This is a genomic window from Nocardia takedensis NBRC 100417 (assembly GCF_000308695.1).
Classification (GTDB): domain Bacteria; phylum Actinomycetota; class Actinomycetes; order Mycobacteriales; family Mycobacteriaceae; genus Nocardia; species Nocardia takedensis.
The window spans coordinates 24,200-42,373 of the sequence record NZ_BAGG01000123.1; the positions used below are offsets into that span (position 1 = coordinate 24,200).

The following is an 18,174-nucleotide window of genomic DNA, read 5'->3' on the forward strand; positions in this document are numbered from 1 at the left end:
CGTACTACCTCGCGTGCCGGGCACGCCGCGCGGGCGGCGCCTGCACCTGCTGGGTCGAACCCCACGGCCGGGCCAGCAGCACCGCGATCCCCGTGGTCAGCGGCACCGACAGGGCGAGCGCGATACCGCCGACCGCGGACCGGGTGATCTCGATGGCGACGGCGTCACCGGTGAGCACGTCGCGGATGGAGCGGCCCGCCACGCTGAACAGCAGCAGCAGCGGCAGCGCGCCGCCCGCGTAGGCCAGGACCAGGGTGTAGACGGTGCTGGCGATGTGGTCGCGGCCGACGCGCATCGCGGCGGTGAAGATCTCGCGCCGCGAGGCGTCCTCGTCGATGGCCGCCAACTCGAAGGCCGCCGACGCCTGCGTGATGGTGACGTCGTTGAGCACGCCGAGGGTGCCGATGATGAAGCCCGCCAACAGCAGTCCGGTGATGCTGACGTGTTCGATGTAGGTGGCGACGTTGGTGTTCTGTTCCTCGGACAGGCCGGTGAGATGGGTGATCTCGATGGCCACCCAGGACAGCACCGCCGCCAGCAGCATCGAGGTCAGCGTGCCCAGCAGGGCCGAACTGGTCCGCAGGTTCACCCCGTGCGCGAGATACAGCACCACGTAGAGGATCAACGCGCCCGCGACCAGCGCGACCGGGACGGCGGGTTTGCCGTCGAGCAGAGCGGGCAGCAGGAAGGTCACCAGCACGGCGAAGGCGAAGATCAGACCGATCAGCGCGCGCAGGCCGCGCCAGCGCGCGACGGCGATGATGACGACGATGAAGGCGACGACGATCAGTGTCAGCGGGAGTCCGCGCGAGTAGTCCTCGAAGGAGTACATGGGGGTGCCGTTGGGATCGGCTTGGCGGACCAGGCGGATCTCGTCGCCCGCGCGCAGGTCCGGTTGTCCCGGGCCGGGCGCGATCTCGAACAGCGTCTTGTTGCCGGTGTGCGGACCGGAGTCGATGGTGATCAGACTCCGCTGGCAGGTGTAGGCGTTGTTGCGGGGCGCTTCGGGTTTGTCGGCGAAAACCTTGCCGATCGAAGGACTTCCGCACGGACCGACGTCCTGGGCGACGACCGTGCCCGCTTCGGTCTGCACCGCGCCGCCGCCCGCGTTCTGCATGGGCAGGGGGATGTCGACGTGCTGGGCGCTGGGCCACAGGGCGATGGCCGCGATGACGACGACCACGCCGATCACGGTGAGCAACCCGACGACCACGCGCGCGGCGGTCGCGCCGATCGCCAGCGGTTCGGAGTGGTCGTGATGGTGGTGGTGATGGTGATCGGTCACCGGGCTCCTACCTGTCCGTCGCATGCCCCGGGGAGCATCTACCGCAGGAGAGCTTAAAGGATTTCATTTTCAAGATCGCGAACAACGAGTGCTCGGCGGGGCCGCGGATTCGTTCGAGAAAAAGAATCGGGAGGGGGCGGCGGAGAGCAGGGGGATGTCTCCGCCGCCCACAGGCCGGCGGCCCAGGGGGGGTAGGCGGCCGGGCCCGAGGTCACCTTGTCCAGGGGGGGTAGGACAACGTGACCGGGCACTCGAGGTGCCGAGAGCTACTGTACACAAAAGTTGAAGTTTTTCGCTAGCCCACCAGCAAAACTCGCGCCAATCTCAACATCGAGTCTGTTTCTACCCCCTAAGCAGGGCGCTCCGAGGGCCCCCGGCCGCTGTCCCTACTGCCGGTAACTCGCCAGGAAATTGCCGAACCGCTCGATCGCGACCGCCAGATCCCGTGCCCAGGGCAAGGTCACGATCCGCAGGTGATCGTGATGCGGCCAGTTGAAGCCGGTGCCCTGCACCATCAGGATCTTCTCCTGCAACAGCAGATCCAGGATCAACTTCGAATCGTCGTGGATCTCGTACACATTCGGATCCAACCGGGGGAACGCGTACAGCGCGCCCTTGGGTTTCACGCAGGAGACGCCCGGGATCATGTTCAACCGCTCGTAGGCGACATCGCGCTGCTCGAGCAGTCGACCGCCCGGCAGGATCAGATCCTCGATGCTCTGATGACCGCCCAGCGCGACCTGGATCGCGTGCTGCGCGGGCACATTCGGACACAACCGCGAGGAGGCCAGCAGATCGATGCCCTCCAGGAAACCGGCCGCGTGCTCCTTGGGCCCGGTGATCGCCAACCAGCCCGACCGGTACCCCGCCACCCGGTACGCCTTGGACAGGCCGTTGAAGGTCAGACACAGCAGGTCGGGGGCCATCGTCGCCAGCGAGATGTGCTTGGCGTCGTCGTAGAGGATCTTGTCGTAGATCTCGTCGGCCAACAGCAGCAGTTGATGCTTGCGCGCCAGATCCGCGACCTGCTGGAGCACCTCCGCCGAGTACACCGCGCCCGTCGGATTGTTCGGATTGATCACCAGCAGCGCCTTGGTGCGCTCGGTGATCTTCGATTCGATGTCGGCGATATCGGGCTGCCACCCGTTGGACTCGTCGCACAGGTAGTGCACGGGGGTGCCGCCGGCCAGACTGGTCATCGCCGTCCACAGCGGATAGTCCGGCGCGGGGATCAATACCTCGTCGCCGTTGTCCAACAGCGCCTGCATGGTGATCGTGATCAGCTCGGAGACGCCGTTGCCCAGGTAGACGCTGTCCACGTCCAGGTCGGGGAAGCCCGGCACCAACTCGTAGCGGGTCACGATCGCGCGCCGCGCGGGCAGGATGCCCTTGGACTCGGAGTAGCCCTGGGCGTAGGGCAGGGCCGCGATGATGTCGCGCATGATCACGTCGGGGGCCTCGAACCCGAACGGCGCGGGATTGCCGATGTTCAGTTTGAGGATCCGGTGCCCCTCGGCCTCGAGCCGTGCCGCCTGCGCGTGTACCGGTCCACGGATCTCGTAGACGACGTTCTGCAACTTCGTGGACTGTTCCAGCACACGGGGCGGTAGATGACTCGGGCTCACCCGTCCCATCGTGCCATCCCACGCAAGTGTGTTCCGGCTCACGGGCGGGCCGCCCCGGTGTTCACGGGCGGGCCGCCCCGGTGTTCACGGGCGGGCCGCCCCGGTGTTCACGGGCGGGCCGCCCCGGTGTTCACGGGCGGGCCGCCCGGTGTACACAGCGAGCCGCGCCGGTCAGGACGCGGTGTTGCCCGGCGGGATGGTCTTGGCGGCGCTACAGCCGCAGAACTCCTCGATCCGTTCGTCGAGCGCCCTGGCCGCGCGCGCGTCACGGAACTCCGCCGCGGCGATCCGCCGGCGAACCTTGGTCAGGCGCTCCTCCAACTGCACGATGCGCTTGTCCTCGTCCAACGCCAGCACCGGCCCCAGCGCCTCGGTGGCACCGTCCAGACTGCCGTTGATCAGGTGCGCGGCCGCGTTGTCGACCCGGGCCAGCGACTCCGCGCCGTAGGAGCGCTGCCGGGACGGACCGGTGGAATACAGCTCGATCGCGCGCCGCGTGGCCGCCAGCGCGGGCTCGGCCAGGCCGAGATGGATGTAGGTCGCCCCCGCGTAGTACTGGGCTTTGGCGTCGTTGAAACCGAAGACCCCGCCGATCTCGTCGTGCAGGTCGTCGGTCTCGGTGACCGCGCGGGCCGCGTCGGCCGCCCGCACACAGCGTTCGGTGTCCTCGGCGCTGCCCAACTTCGACCAGATCCTGGCCTCGATGTTGAACAGGCGCACTTTCGCCGTGGCCGACTCGGCGAACTCGTGCGCGCTCTGTGCGAGCACCACCGCGCGCCGCGGCCGCTCGGCGGAATATTCGATGAGCGCGTGCATCCCGCGCGTCCACGCGCGCAAGCCGTTGTGCCCACACAACTCCGCGTAGGCCCACGCCGCCCGCACCTGTTCGCCCGCCGCGTCGTAGTAGCCGAGATCGGTGCTCGCGTTCGCGAGCAACCCGGACAACGTGCCCGCCAGCAGATACAGATGACTGGTGTGGGCGGGGCGCTGGTGGCCCTCCAGTAATCGGTAGACCCGCCTGCGCACCCGCAGCATCTCCACCGTCATCGGCACCGGCGGGCTGTGGACGTAATCGTTCGCGATGCGCATGACATCGGCGTCGAGCTGGTCCAATGTGGACGCGCCCACATTGGAGCTCTCGGCGTGTCCGGCGTGCTCGCTCGCCTCGTGGGCAGCCGCCATGATCAGATCCCTCTCCGAAATCGCCGCCAACGCATCGCCTCTCATCGCACCGGTGTCGATGAGGGCGAGAAGATCCGCGTCGCTCGCATACGATGTCCGCGCCCCGGTGAGGGGACCCGGATCGGCATCCGGCGCGACCGGTCGATCGATCAGCGGTTGATCGATCAGCGCCGCAAAACGTGCCCGCACAACATCGTCGGACCGTGCCAGGGAGGTGTCGAGGGCGGCCTGATTGATCGGACGCGGATGCACGCGCACCCCGCCCGCCTCCCACTTCGACACCAGGCGTTCGTGCACTCCCAGGTGAGCGGCGAACTCCCTGATACTCATGCGCTTGGCATCGCGAAGGGCACGGGTCTCTCTTCCTGACCATTGCCGGACCACGATGTCATCCCTTCCGAACGAGACTCCTCATCCAGGGTACGAGGGCTTTGTGTCCACTGCCACAATCAATTCGGACTCGCTATCGAACGATGATGCGCGTGCGCGGCCCGCGCGGAGGACGACCTGTCGGCGAGGGGCAGTGGAATGGCAGCAAAACGCGAGCACGCGGGCGATACCGTGTCCCCCTTCCGCGGGCGACCCTGGAGTCGGAGGCAAGGAGTTGGCCGTGAACGTTGACGAACTCAGGACGATCGACGATTGGGTGGCCTTCTACCGGCACGAGTACGGACTGCCGGTGACCGAACGTGGCGGTTTCGTCATGTTACCCGTCAGCGGACGCGCGTGTGTGCTGCATCTGCCGAGCGCCCGGGCCGAAAAGGTCAGGGCGGCACTGGAACAGCAGGGGACGAGGGGTCCCGTGCTGGCCCGGCGGATCCGCTGGAGCTTCCTGGCCGAACCGGATTCCCGGCCCGGCGCACAGGTATTGGAGGTGCTGGACCGACTGGATATCGGCATACCCACCGTCGGCAGCGCCGTGATGTTGCCGACCGGTCTGGGGCGGTGGACCCGGGAAGGGTGCTTCTGGGTCAGTCCGCCGGGCCGGAACGGCACACTCCCGCCGCTGAGCGCCGTCGTCACGACGGCGCTCGCGGTGGGAGCGGGCGGCGGGGACTGAATGCGTCGCGGTCCCCGCCGCCTCGGCTCGTCGCGCCGGGTCCGCCCCCCAGTCGACGGGGGCGGGTTCGGCGCGGCGGCTCACCGCGGTTCCAGCGACTCCACGACTTCGGTCGAGAGCGGGAAATTGAGGTAGGAGCGCGAGGGCGTCGGCCCGCGCTGCCCCTGATATTTCGAGCCCGCGGCCGCGCTGCCGTACGGGTGCTCGGCGGGACTGGTCAGCCGGAACAGGCACAACTGGCCGATCTTCATCCCCGGCCACAACGTGATCGGCAGATTCGCCACATTCGACAACTCCAGCGTGATGTGTCCGCTGAAGCCGGGATCGATGAACCCCGCGGTCGAATGGGTCAGCAGGCCGAGCCTGCCCAGACTCGACTTGCCCTCCAGCCTGCCCGCCAGATCGTCGGGCAGCGTGCACACCTCCAGCGTCGACCCGAGCACGAACTCGCCGGGATGCAGCACGAACGGTTCGCCGTCGGCGGGCTCGACCAGACTGGTCAGCTCGTCCTGCCGCTGGGCCGGATCGATGTGGGTGTAGCGGGAGTTGTCGAAGACCCGGAACAACCGGTCCAGGCGCACATCGATGCTCGACGGCTGGATCAGGTTCTCCAGCAGCGGCGCGACGCCGAGACGACCTGCGGCGATCTCCGCGCGGATGTCACGATCGGATAGCAGCACGCGACGAGCCTAGCGGTCGCCCGTCGCGGCTGTTCGGCACGGTTTGAAATATTGACAGCGTTATCCTCTCGAGAGCTCAACCAGTGCGGCCTCACGAAAGGGCACAGCGTGACCGAGACAACTCCCGCGACACCATCCCCCGCGTCGTCCCCGTTCGACCTGCACGGACACGTCTCCGTCATCACCGGCGGCAACTCCGGCATCGGACTCGGCTTCGCCCGCGGACTGGCCCGCGCGGGCGCCGACGTGTGCGTCATCGGACGCAACACCGAACGCAACGCGGCCGCCGCCGAGGAACTCGCCGCCTTCGGCGGACGCGTCCTGCCGCTGTCCTGCGACGTCGGCGACGAAGACCAGATCACCGACGCCATCGCGCGCGCCGCCGACGAACTCGGCCGCCTCGACTCCTGCTTCGTCAACGCGGGCGTCCCGCAGGGCTTCGAACCGTTCCTGGAGACCTCCCTCGCCGAATTCCGGCGCGTCACCTCCGTCAACCTCGAGGCGGCCTTCGTCACGCTGCGCGAAGCCGCCAAAGTGATGGTCGCCCAAGGCACGGGCGGCAGCCTCGTCGCCACCGCGAGTCTGGCCGCGCGCCAAGGCGTCCCGCGCGGACAGAACTACGCCGCCAGCAAGGCGGGCCTGATCGCGATCATGAACTCCATCGCCGTCGAACTCGCCAAACACGGCATCCGCGCCAACTCCGTACTCCCCGGCTGGGTCGAGACCCCGATGACCGACCCCGTCTTCGGCTGGGACCGCTTCCGCGAACGCGTGCAACCGCGCATCCCCGTGCGCCGCTGGGGACAACCGGAGGACTTCGAGTCCGTCGCCGTCTACCTGGCGAGCCCGGCCAGCGCCTACCACACCGGCGACACCTTGCTCATCGACGGCGGCTACAGCCTGTTCTGACCCGGTCGGCTCCCGCGACTCTCCCACCGATCCACAGCAAACTTTCAGCGCGGCCGTGGCAGGTTGGAGAGATGCCGTCGACCCCGAAGACCGCCGGGAGCCGAACCAGAACCTACGGCCTCGCCGCGATCGCCGCACTGCTCACGATCGTCGTCACGACGCTGACCCACCAGGTCCGCAACAACACCGGACTCGCGCGCCTGGACCCGCGGATCGACGACTGGATCGTCGCCCACCGCACCGAACCGCTCAACGCACTCGCCCGCGCCGTCACCGTCCTCGGCGACACGCTCACCCTCACCGTCATCACGGTGCTGACCTGCACGTGGCTGCTACGACGCGGACATCGCGGCGACGCCGTCCTGGTCGGTGTCACCGGCGCGGGCGCCGCCCTCCTGACCTTCGTCGGGAAACGCCTGATCGGACGCGCCCGCCCACCCGCCGTGGACCGTCTCGCCTTCGAGCCGAGCCTGTCCTACCCGTCCGGGCACAGCCTCGGCTCGATGGCCGTCCTCGGCATCGTCACCGTGGCGCTCCTACCGCGACTGCACCGCACCGCGCGACGCGTCACCATCGTCGCGGCCGCGATCTGTTTCGTCGCCGCGGTCGGACTGTCCCGCGTCTACCTCGGCGTGCACTGGCCCACCGACGTCCTCGCGGGCTGGTCCATCGGAGCCCTGTGGGTCCTGATGTGCGTCACCGCGTACGGCTACGCGCGAAACCGCGCCGAACCGAACGGAACCGATCCCCCGTCCGGGGCCGACCAGGCCCCGTGAAACCCGGCCGCGCGCAAACCCCGGCGGCCGATCAACCCCCTACCCGTCGCCGTCGACCTGCCCCTGGAAAGACCCGTCCTCCATCCCGCTGAACACGGGAAGGTAGTGCGCGGCGTTGGCATCCGCCGCCGTGTACGCCTCGGGGGCGACGTTTTCGTGACTGAACAGTCCGGGCACATGCCCATCTTCGTGACTCATTTGTCGAGCCTCCTCTGATCTGCGGCTGATAGCCGATGAACGGCGTCCGCACCTTGATCACCGACCGGGAACAACAACCCCCACGCCGATGCTTCCTTCGCATGGTACGACGCCGGACCGACACCGCGCCGATTTCCCGCCCGATGCCACTGTCGACCCACACCCTTCCGCCCCATCAATGCCCCCGTTTCCCCCACCCAAACCGTACCCGTCCGGCACCGTCCTCAGTCGCTACGAGCGCGACCGGCCTGTCACAGCGCGTACGTCTCCCGATAGATCGACTCGATCCGTGCCGTCTCCTCGTCGGTGAAAAGCCGATCCTCGGTTTGCACGGTCGCGAACAGCGCGTTCACCACCTCGTAGAGGGTGAACGCCGGACCGGTGCCGACCATGCCGGCCCGCGCGCTCTCGACGTCGAAGACGAATCAAGCAGACTTCGACACTTCTGCAGCACCCGACCGACGATCATCTCGACGGACCGTCCAGGCCGTGGCGCAGTAGGCGCCAGGCTTCGTCGGCTACCGAACGGCGTAGCAGTTCGGCGGTTTTGGTGAGGAGGGCGGCGACGAGGCCGAGGGCGAGCAGGAGGTTTTCGGCCGTGGTGTCGGGGTGGAGGGTGTGGGTGGGGTCGGCGGTGAGGCGGTTGTCGAGCAGGGTGCGGACGCGGTGGACGGCGCGGCGTGGGCGGCGATCCTGCTGCTCACCCTCGGCGCGGCGGCGCGTCCGCTGCTGGTGGCCGACCCGCCGCCCGCGCCGACTTTCACCGACGCCGAGATCGGCTTCCTCCAGGACATGACCGCCCACCATCAGCAGGCCCTGCTGATGGTGGCGCGATTGTCCGCCGAGGCCGCACCCCCGGTGCGCGCATTGGCGACCCAGATCGCCGACGCGCAGCGCCTGGAGATCGGCACGATGACGGGCTGGCTGACGCTCGCCGCGGCGCTGCCCGTCAATCCCCGTCCGATGGCGTGGATGTCGATGCCGCACCACCACGGCACGACCGTGCCGGACGCGGCGATGCCCGGCATGGCCACCACGGCCGAACTGGACGAATTGGCCGCCGCCACGGCCGAGCCTCCGGTGACCCGCCTCGCGCGCGCCATGTTCACCGATCAGACCCGCGAGGCGGCCACCATGACACTGCTGCTCAGCAGCGAATTCGGGACGCCCTGACCGCCGACCGGGGCTAGTGCTTCTTGATCGGCTTCTTCTTTTTCTTCGGCTTGTCGTGGTCGGGCTCCCATTCGTAGCCCGGCGTATTCGCCTCGCAGTAGGAGTTCGCCACGAGGACGTCGCCTTGGTCGCGCTCGCACCACCGTTCGGACTTGCCGCAGCCGGACAGGCCGAGCGTCACCGTCGCGGCCACGCCGAGAACGGTTGTCGTGGTGAGCAGTCTGTGCCGTCGCACCATCATCGTCGACTCCTTCGATCCTTCGTGTCGGAAGACGCCCCCCGTGGGCGGTCACCCGTGCCGCGCGGCCGAGCGCGGCCACCCGTACAGCATTCGGGCATCCGAGCGCGAAGTCCAGTCCGGGGTGCGTGCCGGTCTCCTCGATTCCCCGGCGCAACAGACCGACTCGCCGCGCGTAACGTGCACACCAGTACGCCGATGAACCGTGAAAGCAGAACGACCAGGGGAAGCACGTGATCAACCCGCCACCTCCGCAAGGACCACCCACCGCCCCCTTCACCCGCCCCCTCCCCGCGCAACTCCCCCCGTCGGCCTTCGCCGCCGACCCGGTCCCCGCGCCCGTCCGGTCGAAGATCCCGACCTGGGTGTGGGTAGTGCTCGGCGTCGTCATCCTGCTCAGCGCGGTCGGCGGATTCGCCGCCGCCCTCGGCGAACAATTCGGCAGCGCGGCGGGCCTCGGTCAAGTTCTCGACCCGACCACGCACGTGATGCGGGTCGACGAACCCGGAGCGTGAAGCCGCCGGACCCTGACTCGGCGGAACTCCGGCGCACGAAGTACGCGATGATGACGCGCATGGAGTTCACGCACAGTGGTTGGTACGCCGTGTTCAGTGGTACCGACACCCTCATGGGCCGGTTTCGCGAGGTCGACGGGTGGGATCCGGCGACCGGGACCGCCGTGGTGGTCGACGCCGAACTGGGTGCGCGCCGACTCGTCACCGACTACCCGGACTTCTCCCGTCTCGAACGAGCGGACCGTGTCGTCGCCGCGCTGCCGGGGGAGGGCTGGCGCGCCGCCGAGCAAGGGCGCCCCGACTCGCCGGCCGAACCGGTTCTGGCGTGGCTCGTGCTGTCCAGCGGCGCGGTCGTCCCCATCACGATGGACGGCGAGGGGTACATCGGCCCGGACAAGACGATGAATCGCTTCATCCCACCGGCCGCGGTGGCCGATCACTGAGCCGCGGGCGCGCTATATCGGGTGGGCGGTCTTGAACTTTCCTTCCTCGTCCACGACAACGCGAACCGCAGTCAGTTCTCCGCCGCCTTCTGCCGGGCCCGCGTGTCCGACTACTCGGCCGAAGTCCCAGTCGTAGACCTTGCCGGGCCGCGGATTCCCGTTCTCGTCCGGCGTATTCGGCCGTCCGGTGGCGAGCCTGATCGTATCCGCCACCAATTTGCGGACCTCCTTCTCCTTTCCGCTGAAGACTCCGGCCCTGGGGTCTTTCACACCGGGCTTGTGCCGTTCTTTGATGTGGTCCCAGAGTTTGCCCCAGGCTTCGTCCGTCAGGAGCGGCTTGGCGGTTTGCGGTTTGTTCCATTCGCCGGTCGGTTGCGGGTCGTAGAGATCCCAGATGTCCTCGGAGACGACGCCGTCACCGCCCGGTTTGCCGCCTCCCGGTTTACCGCCGCCGGGTTTGCCTCCGCCAGGCGCTTTGCCGGTCAGGTCGAACGTGTTGACCGGGTCGCCGTTGACGTAGTCGTAGGCGTTGGCCGACGCGCCCGGAATGGGGTCGCCTTGCAGGAACCGGCCCAGGACGGGCAGATAGGTGCGGGCTCCCATTTCCAGGGCTTGTCGACCCGCGAGATGTTCGACCGGGACGGTGTTCTGCCCGAGCCAGCCGAAGTCGAGGCCGCCTTCGGCGGTGGCGGGGATGGGGATGTCACCGATGACGCCCGTGGCCGGGTCGATGTTCTGGCCGTAGGGGTCGTAGAGGTGCAGGGTCCCGGTGCGGGTCGCGTTCCCGTTCGCGGTGAACAGGATGTCGCCGTGGATATTCGGGTACGACCAATTCGTGACGGGTGTCTGATCGTAGGTTTTGGTGAGCAGGACGCCGCCGGGCAGTTTCAGCAGACGCTGGCGCAGGTTCCCGGAACCGTCGAGGACGAATTCCGGTCCGGCACCATCGGAGACGAACCCGTAGCGGGTGGCCTGAGCCGGGTTGGCGTTGGCCGTGCGACCGATGATGCGGTCGTTCACGTCGCGGACGTAGTTGATCGACGTGCCCGCGGCGGTGGTCGTCGACATGTGCCGGAGCGTGGAATCGTAACCGAGAGTATCGGTTCCGACCGTGATCGCGTTGCCGTAGGCGTCGTAGGTGAACGACAGGGCGGTGCCGCCGTTGGTGGACAGCAGTCGGTCGGCGTGGTCGTAGCAGTAGTTGGTGGTGACCGCGGGCGCTCCGTTGAAACTGTCGGTGGAGGACGTGCGGTTGGTGTTCAGTCCCGCTTTCGTGTTCGGCCCGCACCCATTGCTCGGGGCGAAGGCGTAGGTGAGCTGATGGAACGGGACGGTGGCCGCGACCAGTCGTCCGACACCGTCGTAGGTGTAGGAGGAATCGAAGGTCGTGCCGGGCGTGGCGGAGTCGGTGATCCTTGCGTCGATGATCCGCTGGTCACGGGAGCGGGTCACCCCACTGACGACCGTCGAACCGGATACCTGCCAGGTGAGGGCGTTCACCGAGGCGGCGTCGTTGCGACCGATGGTGAGATTCGAGGTGTTGCCGTAGGCGACGCTCTGGAGCACGCCCGCGTTGTAGGTCGGCGTGGCGACGGTGACGCCGTCCAGGTCGACACGGGTGAGTCGAGAGGCGTTGTCCCACTGATAGGTCGAGATCGAGATCTTCGTCTTGACCGTGGTGGCTTCCCTGGTCTTGCGGCCCGCGGCGTCGTAGTCGGAGGTGGTGACGTTTCCGTTGGCGTCGGTGTAGGAGACGATCTGACCGGCCAGATCCACGACGGTCGTGGTCGATCCGCTCGCGTCGGTGGTCCGGTGCTGGCGTGGATCGCCGTTGACGGCGTAGACGTAACCGATGACCCGGGCCGGTTTGGCGCCCATCGCCGGGTGCGACCTCTGGGTGACACGGCCGCGCGCGTCATAGGTCGTGCACGACCACGGTTCGCTATCGGTGCGCACGGCCACGATACGTCCCGCGGCGTCGTAGACGGACTCGACTGCGGTGGCGACGTTGTCCGAGTTCTTCGGTCCGCGAGCGGTTTTGATCCGACCCGCCTGGTTGGCGGGGGGCGCGTTCGTGTTGCACGGGTTCGCACGGGTTTCGCTGTCCCCGTAGAACGTCGAGGTGGCGCGCTTGTCGACATCGGTCAGGTCACCCGCGGGCAGGGCCGCGGCGACTTGCCGCAGGTACCCCTGGCCGGGCGACTCGACCTGCATTCGGCTCGTCAGTCCGAGTCCGCCGGGATCGCCGGTCCTGGAGACGGTGACCCCGAGCGCGGGATCGATCCCGTTCGTCGGATCCGAGTAGCCCGTCGCGGTCTTCTTCTCGGGCGCGCGCGCCGTAACCGTGTTCTCGGTGATCTGGCTGGTCACGAGCCCGTAGCGGGGCCGAAGATACTGTCCCGGCACGGTGGCCGTGGCTGTGCCGGGCGGCGTCCAGGTGAAATTCAACGCACCGGTGCTACCGCCGCGGTTGTAGTAGTCGACCCGGATGCGATGCTTGCTGCCCGCGACGGCGTTGGTGTAGGTACCGGTCACGGCGGTGGCCGCCTTGTCGGTCCAGCTATCCACGATCAACCGCTCATCGATCCACAGCCGGACACCGTCGACCACGGTGAATCCGAGACCGTACTGTCCGACGGCGGGGAATTCGATCTCCCCGGTGAACCGGCCGGACCAACCGGTACCGGGCACCGGCGGCGTCGCGCCCCAGGTGCGGTTGAGGCTGCCGTCGACGGAACCGACACCGGTGCGCCACTCCTTCGGCACGCCCGAGAGGTACGGGTTGCCGTAGAAGGCCGCTTCCAACCCGACCATGTTCTCGTCGTAGTCGGTGCGCGAATGCGGCGTCGTCGCGGCGCATTCGGGTTTCGGGAGCTGTCCGTCGAAACAGGCCGACGGTGCGGGACCGTAGCTGTCGGTCACCCGGTCGGCGTGGTCGTAGATCACCGTCGAGCGGCGACCGGTGGTGTCGACCGAGGCCGTCCGATTGTCCTTGGCGTTCCATTCCGTGCGAGTGACATCCCCGACCGCGTCGGTGGAGGTGAGAAGGCGACCGGAAGCATCCCAGGTGACGGTGCGTTCGGCGGAGTTGAGCGCGCCGATCGCGTTCACGTCGACCGTCGACCTCTTGTTCGCGAGGTCGTAGCCGTAGCGGTGCCAGATCTGTTCGCCGGTGTAGCGGCCGTCCTCAGCCGGTCCGGCGACGCCGGTGACCCGCAGGCGCTGCGGCTGGCCGACCTCCTCGGTGAACGGGGTGTAGCTGATCGCCGTGGAGATCGTGGTGATCTGCGTGCCCTGGAAATTCTGGTAGGCGGCCCAGTCGTTGGCGAAGGGGCTGCGGATAGTCGAGAGCGGACCGATGCTCTCCTTGAGACTGCGCCGCGCGGCTTCGGTGGTCGCGTCCTTCAGCGCTTCCTTGACCTCGGCGTAGTCGCGGTAGTTGAAGTCCTGGATCGCCCCGCCCGGGTTCTCGATCCGGGCCAGGATGGTCAGCGAGTACCACAGCAGCGTCTGGGTGCCGTCCCAATAGGTGATGCGGCACAACTGGTGCTTCGGAGGTGTTTCCGCGCCCTGCGGGATCGTGGCCCCGCCGTAGCAGCCGTTGGTACCGTCGGTGTTGTAGTGCAGGATGTGCGAACGCCCCGAAACCGGGTCCCGGATCTCGGTCAGCCGCGACGGACTGCCGCTGTAGAGGTAGCGCAGCGACGCGGGCTTCTTGGTGTCGACCACGGTCGAGACCTCAGCCAGGGTGCCGTCGGCGTTGAACACCGACACCACGCCGTCCTCGGTCACCGAGATCCGCCCGTCAGCGTCCAAGGCGACGACACCGTCGCGACCGGGTGGCGGGATGTAGCCGCCGCCGGTGGTCTGCGCCCAGGTGTGCTTACCCGCGGCGCCGTCGGTGAGCACGATGGAACCGTCACGCAGTTCGGCGCTGGTGTAGTCCGAGGCGGGCATCGACATCGACCACCCGGACGGCAGCGACGGCGGATCGGCCGGATACAACCAGCTCGTGGGCACGATCGTGGACACCGGGTTGCCCGGCTGCGCCCACATGACCATCGAGCCCTGCGTATCGGTGTGGTGGTACAGCTCGACCTTCAACGGCAGCCGCTGTCCGGCCGTCAGAGCGATGGGCGTCGAGGCGGCGTTCTCAAAATCCAGTGCGCCCGTGTTCGATACCGGATTGTCGTAGACCAGTTGGTCGTTGATCCAGATCTTCGCGCCGTCGGTGTGCGTGCCGCCGAACTTGTAGGTTCCGGTCGTCGGGGCCTGGAGTTGCCCCTCCCACCGCACGACATACCAGTTGTCCTTCAGGCCCGCGGGAAGCGGATACTGCTGCGCGCCCGGAATGTTCTGCGTCCAATGGTTCAGCGCGACCTGCGGTTCGGAGCGCACCAGCACCGCGGGGCCGTCGGGCGCGCCGTTGTGATCGGTGTCGTTGAAATAGGTCGCCCGGACACCCTGGGCCACACCCGCGGTCCGCGAGTTGTAGGCGAAGTCGATCGCCGCGGAGCCGCCCAGCGCGTCGAAAGCCGGACCTGCGGCGTTGTAGCGCAGGTTGCCGTTGAACATGTTCACCGTCACCGGGCCGAGCGTGTCGGTGGGTGTCGGCCCCGGATCGCCGTTGCGTTCGTCGACCGTGAAATGGCCGAGCCACGGAGCCGGACGCAACGCGGGCACACCGGGAATCGACAGGTCGACGGTCCAGGTGTAGCGAGAGCCGTCTTGCAGGACATGCCGGGGCACGATCCATTTCGGTTCGGTCAGGCAGCCGGACTGAGCGACGCTGCCGGAACGGCCGTCGAAACCGGTCGACACCTTGAAGCAGTACTTCGTGCCGTCCGGGACGACGCCGGTCGTGGCGACCTGCAACGTCGGCATCACGGTCGCCACGACGGCGTCGTCGGCCGGGGTGACCAGTGTCGCGTCGGGCAGGGTCTGCGGTGTGTCGACATAATCGACGACCAGGCTGACCGACAGGTCCTTGTAGGTGTCGGTCGTACCGGTTTCCTCACCGGCGAGCATGAACCACGCCTGGGCGTCGCTCGCGGCGACCCGGTCGGCGAAGAACGTCGTCAGCGCCGAGGATTGCAGTGTTCCGGTTGCCCCGACCGATGCCGAGGCCAGCAGGTCACCGAGTGCGCCGTACCCCAGCGGCACAGTGGCTTTCTGCACTTTGACCTGCGAGGTCGTGATCATCCACGGCGTGCTGCTGTTGTCCTTGACCTCGAGCCGGGCACCGGTGATCGACCGCCCGAACAACGAGGACAGATCGAACTGCAGCGCCGAGCGCCAGTACTCGGGCGTCTGGAACAGCGGTCTCTTCACGCCGGTCCGCACACCGCAGGTGTCGGTGCACGCCGCGGCGCCCTGCTTGTACGCGATCGCCTGCACCTGCCCACCGAACCCGTAGGTGTAGGTCGGGTCGACGACAACGGGGAATCGCCGGTCCGCGGCGCTCAGCCACGCCCGATCCACCGTCACCGTCAAACGCCACGAATCCTGTACTCGATCGAGAGAATAGGTTCCACCGGTGCGTGCGCCGGCCTTGTCGAACGCCTCGATGGGCGGAAGGACGGCCACGACCGCCCCTGTGCCGTCGGTGAATTCGATCGAATCGCCACTCGGCCGCGGGGTCAGGCCGTCGGCGTCGAGACGGAAGACCCAGCGCCCGTCCGCGATCGCGGACGCCGAGCCGAGCACCAGCGACTCCTTCACCGATCCCGGCGTCACCTCGTAGGCGAGGTCGACGCCGGGCAGGACGTCGCGGTAGGTCACGGTGGACTCGGTGACTTCCCGGCGGGAGTTGTCGGCGCCTTCCAGCGCCAGCGTCACACCGGCGCCGTCGCGTTCGATCCGCACGGGCGCGGGCGCGTCGGCCGACTCCGCGAACGACACCTCCGCGCCGGACCGCGCCGACGCCCGCCGCGAGTCGGGCTCCGGGACGACGCGGGTGTCGACCGGAATCCAGCCGCCGACACCGTCGGGCGCGCTGATCGGCGTCGGGGACAACACCACCGACTTCGTGCCGTCGCCGTCGGTGTACTCCACCGACCGCTCCGACCGCTTCGTCTCCGCCGCGGACGCCTGATCGAAACCCGAACTGTCGGCCCGTAGCGGCCCGAAATCCACTGGAGGAGCGGCTGGTTCGGGTGCGATCTTCGTCGTGTCCGCGCCGTGCTCGACATCCTGCGTGGTCAACAAGGGCAGATCGCGCGCCGTCATCGGCTCGGCGGCACGCGGGAAGACCAGCACATGGACCACCGTCGCGACCATCAGGACACTCAGGGCGACCGCGCCGACGCGCAACCGAGAACCGAACAGCGCTCGTAGCAGTCTGCGGCCCGGAGGTCGAGGTGACCCGACGAACAGCCACCCCCCACCTCGCTTCTCGTACTGTCCGTCGTTCCCACCCGAGGGGGGTTCGACGACTTCGTCATGGGACATCGACTGTCCTTTCCGAACAGGAAACCCCTGAGCTGTATAGGGACTCGGGGTCGGTGGATCGCGACCGCTACGCGAAGACAGTTGCGCCGCGCACCCGCCGCGGCTCGACGGCGGCACGAAAAAGCCCCCGATCCACGTGGAATCGAGGGCTCGACAGGGTGCTGAGCGGCGGCAGTGTGCGCCGAAGGCGGTGCGTGTGGGCGTTTTCCGGAGATTTCCGGAATCAGGGCACAGAACAGGCCCTGTCACAAGAGTCACGTAAGAGACCGAGCGTTGTCAATAGTCCGGCCGGAAACTGACTCCGCGCCCCGCGCGCAACGTTCGGGGGGTTCGTACGTCTGCGGTGGGAGAACCGTTCGGTTCTCGGGTCGCGGCCGCACGGTCGGCGACCGGTCCGGCATCCAGGAGGTCACCGTGTCCCAGTTCCTCGAACGCAGTTCGCGCACCGTGCGGGCGGTGGTCGCGGTGGCGGTCACGCTGGGGGTGGTGAGCGCGTGCGGTTCGGATTCGGAGGGCGGCGACCCGGCCACGCGCGACGCCGACGCGGTCGTCATCGTCGCGGACACCCACGCCAACGCTCCCGCGCCCGACCTCGACAAGTCGACCCGGGACCTGCTGGGTTCGGTGATGCGCAACGGGGGACTGGTCGAACTGGTCCGGGTCTCGGCGCGGCCCGAACTCGTCGAACTCGAGGGATTCCGGGAGGTGACCGGCACCGACGCCGGCAAGAAGATGATCGTCCGGCGCAATCTGGAGGTGATCGATCGCGCGCTCGACGTCGGCTCGGCCCACGACGGCGCCGACGACCTCGAGGCCATCTCGATCGCCGCCGATTCGATCCGCACCAGGACGGCGCGGCATCCCACGATCGTGGTCACCGGTTCCGGGCTCAGCGACTCCGGCAGGTTGTCGTTCACCTCGCCCGGCATGCTGACCGCCTCACCTCGGGAGGTGACCGAATACCTGGCGAGCACCGGCGCGTTGCCGGATCTGAAAGGCATCACCGTTCGCCTCGTCGGCCTCGGTTACGTCGCGGGGCCGCAGCAACTGCTGGACGCGACCCAGCGCGCGAATGTGGTGGCGATCTGGCGCGGCGTTCTGGAAGCGGCGGGCGCGTCCGTCGTGGTCGTCCCGGATCCGCGGACCGACGGCGCGGTGCCGACCCAGCGGACAGTCCGGCCGGTCGACGTGCCGGTGATCGCGACGCCCGCGATGTGCACGACGCGCGAGATCGTGTTCACCGACCAGTCGCAGGTGTCCTTCCTGCCGGAGACGACGACATTCGTCGACTCGGAATCGGCCGCGACGGCGCTCACGCCGATCGCCCGGTGGCTGGCCGAGGACGCCGACCGCACCGCGCGCGTGCGCGGCACCACCGCCGACGACCGCGGCGACCGCGCCCGTCTCGTGGGGCTCGGTCAGCGTCGCGCCGACGCCGTGGCCCAGCGTCTGTCGGGTGACGGAGCGCGCGCGACGCAGATCACCGCGGTCGGCGTCGGCGCGGATTTCCCCGAATACGTGCGCCCCGACAGCGATCCGGTGACCGGTCTCCTGCTGCCCGGCCCCGCCTCGCTGAACCGGTCGGTCCGCATCACCCTCGTCGATCCCTGCTGAACCCGGCCGCAACGTTCGCGGCGGGG

At 68.2% G+C, this 18,174-nt stretch carries 15 protein-coding genes; 7 read left to right on the plus strand and 8 right to left on the minus strand.

Annotated features, from left to right (window positions below; all coding sequences use genetic code 11):
* Positions 1-4: 4 nt before the first annotated feature.
* From ON30_RS26000 to ON30_RS26010, 3 genes are all read right to left on the minus strand, one after another.
* Positions 5-1,285: a YibE/F family protein gene (locus tag ON30_RS26000; protein ID WP_085999411.1), complete on the minus strand. Its 1,281-nt coding sequence runs from the start codon at positions 1,283-1,285 to the stop codon at positions 5-7.
* Positions 1,286-1,671: 386 nt separating this feature from the next.
* Complete coding sequence (locus ON30_RS26005; protein WP_040711056.1) at positions 1,672-2,919, minus strand: pyridoxal phosphate-dependent aminotransferase; 1,248 nt, start codon at positions 2,917-2,919, stop codon at positions 1,672-1,674.
* A 162-nt stretch (positions 2,920-3,081) separates the two neighbouring features.
* A complete protein-coding gene (locus ON30_RS26010) occupies positions 3,082-4,476 on the minus strand; it encodes an NsdA family TPR-like regulatory protein (RefSeq protein WP_040711058.1) in 1,395 nt (464 codons plus the stop codon).
* A gap of 226 nt (positions 4,477-4,702) precedes the next feature.
* Here ON30_RS26010 and ON30_RS26015 point away from each other — a divergent pair, with 226 nt between their 5' ends.
* Positions 4,703-5,152: a hypothetical protein gene (locus ON30_RS26015; RefSeq protein ID WP_040711060.1), complete on the plus strand. Its 450-nt coding sequence runs from the start codon at positions 4,703-4,705 to the stop codon at positions 5,150-5,152.
* Positions 5,153-5,232: 80 nt separating this feature from the next.
* Here ON30_RS26015 and dcd read toward each other — a convergent pair whose 3' ends face one another.
* Entirely contained in the window at positions 5,233-5,832 is a 600-nt protein-coding gene (gene dcd, locus ON30_RS26020) for a dCTP deaminase (RefSeq protein ID WP_040711062.1), read from the minus strand.
* 108 nt (positions 5,833-5,940) lie between these two features.
* On the opposite strand from dcd, the gene ON30_RS26025 reads away from it, so the two are divergent.
* Entirely contained in the window at positions 5,941-6,741 is an 801-nt protein-coding gene (locus ON30_RS26025) for an SDR family NAD(P)-dependent oxidoreductase (protein ID WP_051029990.1), read from the plus strand.
* Between the two features lie 71 nt (positions 6,742-6,812).
* Positions 6,813-7,517: a phosphatase PAP2 family protein gene (locus tag ON30_RS26030; protein ID WP_051029991.1), complete on the plus strand. Its 705-nt coding sequence runs from the start codon at positions 6,813-6,815 to the stop codon at positions 7,515-7,517.
* Between the two features lie 39 nt (positions 7,518-7,556).
* Here ON30_RS26030 and ON30_RS39400 read toward each other — a convergent pair whose 3' ends face one another.
* Together ON30_RS39400 and ON30_RS39405 are read right to left on the minus strand one after the other, a co-directional pair.
* Positions 7,557-7,715, minus strand: coding sequence for a hypothetical protein (locus ON30_RS39400; protein ID WP_157183834.1), 159 nt, complete (start codon positions 7,713-7,715; stop codon positions 7,557-7,559).
* Positions 7,716-7,966: 251 nt separating this feature from the next.
* Positions 7,967-8,107, minus strand: a complete 141-nt coding sequence (locus tag ON30_RS39405) for a hypothetical protein (RefSeq protein WP_157183835.1) — start codon at positions 8,105-8,107, stop codon at positions 7,967-7,969.
* Positions 8,108-8,324: 217 nt separating this feature from the next.
* Here ON30_RS39405 and ON30_RS26035 point away from each other — a divergent pair, with 217 nt between their 5' ends.
* Entirely contained in the window at positions 8,325-8,888 is a 564-nt protein-coding gene (locus ON30_RS26035) for a DUF305 domain-containing protein (protein WP_051029992.1), read from the plus strand.
* A 13-nt stretch (positions 8,889-8,901) separates the two neighbouring features.
* Here the strand turns inward: ON30_RS26035 and ON30_RS26040 are convergent, their stop codons facing one another.
* On the minus strand, positions 8,902-9,129 hold the full coding sequence (locus ON30_RS26040; protein ID WP_245554219.1) for a hypothetical protein: 228 nt from the start codon (positions 9,127-9,129) through the stop codon (positions 8,902-8,904).
* Between the two features lie 230 nt (positions 9,130-9,359).
* Here ON30_RS26040 and ON30_RS26045 point away from each other — a divergent pair, with 230 nt between their 5' ends.
* Together ON30_RS26045 and ON30_RS26050 are read left to right on the plus strand one after the other, a co-directional pair.
* On the plus strand, positions 9,360-9,641 hold the full coding sequence (locus ON30_RS26045) for a hypothetical protein (protein ID WP_040711064.1): 282 nt from the start codon (positions 9,360-9,362) through the stop codon (positions 9,639-9,641).
* A 59-nt stretch (positions 9,642-9,700) separates the two neighbouring features.
* On the plus strand, positions 9,701-10,084 hold the full coding sequence (locus tag ON30_RS26050) for a hypothetical protein (protein WP_218006304.1): 384 nt from the start codon (positions 9,701-9,703) through the stop codon (positions 10,082-10,084).
* A gap of 12 nt (positions 10,085-10,096) precedes the next feature.
* Here ON30_RS26050 and ON30_RS26055 read toward each other — a convergent pair whose 3' ends face one another.
* Positions 10,097-16,534, minus strand: a complete 6,438-nt coding sequence (locus ON30_RS26055; RefSeq protein WP_083911674.1) for a PA14 domain-containing protein — start codon at positions 16,532-16,534, stop codon at positions 10,097-10,099.
* A 414-nt stretch (positions 16,535-16,948) separates the two neighbouring features.
* Between ON30_RS26055 and ON30_RS36390 the strand changes: the two genes are divergently transcribed.
* The gene (locus ON30_RS36390) at positions 16,949-18,148 is read left to right on the plus strand and encodes an OmpA family protein (protein ID WP_051029994.1); all 1,200 of its coding nucleotides are present in this window, start codon (positions 16,949-16,951) and stop codon (positions 18,146-18,148) included.
* The last annotated feature ends 26 nt before the right edge of the window (positions 18,149-18,174 follow it).

Bases quoted from the DNA above. Each gene is read 5' to 3' on its own strand.
- ON30_RS26030 (WP_051029991.1), top strand. From the start codon at position 6,813: ATGCCGTCGACCCCGAAGACCGCCGGGAGCCGAACCAGAACCTACGGC.
- ON30_RS26055 (WP_083911674.1), bottom strand. From the start codon at position 16,534: ATGTCCCATGACGAAGTCGTCGAACCCCCCTCGGGTGGGAACGACGGA.
- ON30_RS39405 (WP_157183835.1), bottom strand. From the start codon at position 8,107: ATGGTCGGCACCGGTCCGGCGTTCACCCTCTACGAGGTGGTGAACGCG.
- ON30_RS39400 (WP_157183834.1), bottom strand. From the start codon at position 7,715: ATGAGTCACGAAGATGGGCATGTGCCCGGACTGTTCAGTCACGAAAAC.
- ON30_RS26005 (WP_040711056.1), bottom strand. From the start codon at position 2,919: ATGGGACGGGTGAGCCCGAGTCATCTACCGCCCCGTGTGCTGGAACAG.
- ON30_RS26050 (WP_218006304.1), top strand. From the start codon at position 9,701: ATGGAGTTCACGCACAGTGGTTGGTACGCCGTGTTCAGTGGTACCGAC.
- ON30_RS26040 (WP_245554219.1), bottom strand. From the start codon at position 9,129: ATGATGGTGCGACGGCACAGACTGCTCACCACGACAACCGTTCTCGGC.